The following is a 1,514-nucleotide window of genomic DNA, read 5'->3' as shown; positions in this document are numbered from 1 at the left end:
AGCCCCCTTCCACTCCGTCTCTAGTTTTAGAAGCAAAAGAATTTTTCATGTACACTCAATTAAAAATGTGGAAATGCGTCATGCTTTGCACCTCATATCTTTTGTAGCAAAGAGAATACGGTTTTTCGACCTAATCTTCCAACAAGATATTCGGTTCAAGTACTAATTCATCAGATGCCACATCTCAGGAAGCGATTCCCCCACTAGCCGGCAACTGCATATTGAAGCAGATCCATTTGAACAAACTCCACACAACGAAATCTCTAAGCCGCCATGCATTCAGGGTGAGCCGACGCAGTAAGACAAGCGTTCTTCTTGGCTTGCTGCTAAAGGCCAACCCAAAGCAAGGCGGCGACTACTGCGATGAAACAACATTCAAACGCGGGAAAATTCCCACAAGCAAACCCTCACTATCATCTTGACGCAAAGCGACCTACAGTAAATAACTTCTTATTTCATTCCCCCTACAAGCTGGCAGTCAATCGCCGTTCTTCACACTCAACACCGTAATCGTCAAAAGAATAATAATCATGCCGATTATTTGGACAATGGCCAGCTCGTCGCCGAGCAAAACCAGACCAAATAACGAAGCGGTCACGGGTTCTACCATCGCAATGATGGAAGCAGTAGAAGGCGCGGTCCGTTCGATGCCAATCGTATAGAGCGCAAAAGATAGGCCAGCGCCTACAATCCCGATTGCAATAAACCATCCAACATCGCTGGAACTAAACACAGAAGTTGCTTCTTGGACATCTACAAAAAAAGCTAAAACGATACAGAAAGCAACAAAAGCCAGAGTCAATACCATTTGCGGCTTGCCGTTTTCAGAAGCATTTTTGAACCCGAAAATGAATAACGCATAGGAGAGCCCTGCTCCGAGACCGGTGGCGACACCAATGAGATTGACCGCGGAAGACCCCGTATCATATGCTTCAGTCAATAGCACGATGCCTGCCAAAACACTGAAGATGCATCCCCATTTGAACCAAGTCGATTTTTCCAATCGAAACAAAAAAGAAATAAGCAGGACAAACAATGGCGCGGTATACATCAAGGTCGCTGCAATTGGAACACTGGTCGACTCGATGCTCAAAAAATAAAATGTAAAGTTTCCAGCTACGCCGATACCCGCTACAATTGACCACAAGATTAAACGAAGCGAAAAATCCCTTTTTTCTATTTTGCTTAAAAGAAACCAAACAACAAAACACGCCAAGCCAACGGCGCCGCGGTAAAAAGAAATGACCAATGGATTCCATCCCTTACTCAAGAGGATGTCTGCCAAGCCTCCCGTAGCCCCCCAACAAATTGCTGCCAAAATGATCATCGCGCTTCCAGAAAACTTCATAAAGCAAGCTCCTATCTATTCGCATTTTTGCCAGCCACTGCCTACAGCGGTGCGCTTTCCATTTCCCCTACTATAGCCAGCAAAATAATCTCCCAAACTTTTTCCAGTTGCTTGTTTGAAAGAAATTTAAAAAAGTTTCCCTAGCTATTTTTCACGACAAAAAAAG

At 44.5% G+C, this 1,514-nt stretch carries 1 protein-coding gene; it reads right to left on the bottom strand.

Going from position 1 to position 1,514, the window contains the following annotated elements; translation table 11 throughout:
* Positions 1-478: 478 nt before the first annotated feature.
* Positions 479-1,348, bottom strand: coding sequence for a DMT family transporter (locus ON064_RS18190; protein WP_274625868.1), 870 nt, complete (start codon positions 1,346-1,348; stop codon positions 479-481).
* Positions 1,349-1,514: the final 166 nt, after the last annotated feature.

Origin of the sequence: Planococcus sp. A6, assembly GCF_028823615.1 — a bacterium.
Lineage (GTDB): Bacteria > Bacillota > Bacilli > Bacillales_A > Planococcaceae > Planococcus.
This window is presented reverse-complemented; position numbering and strand designations above follow the sequence as displayed.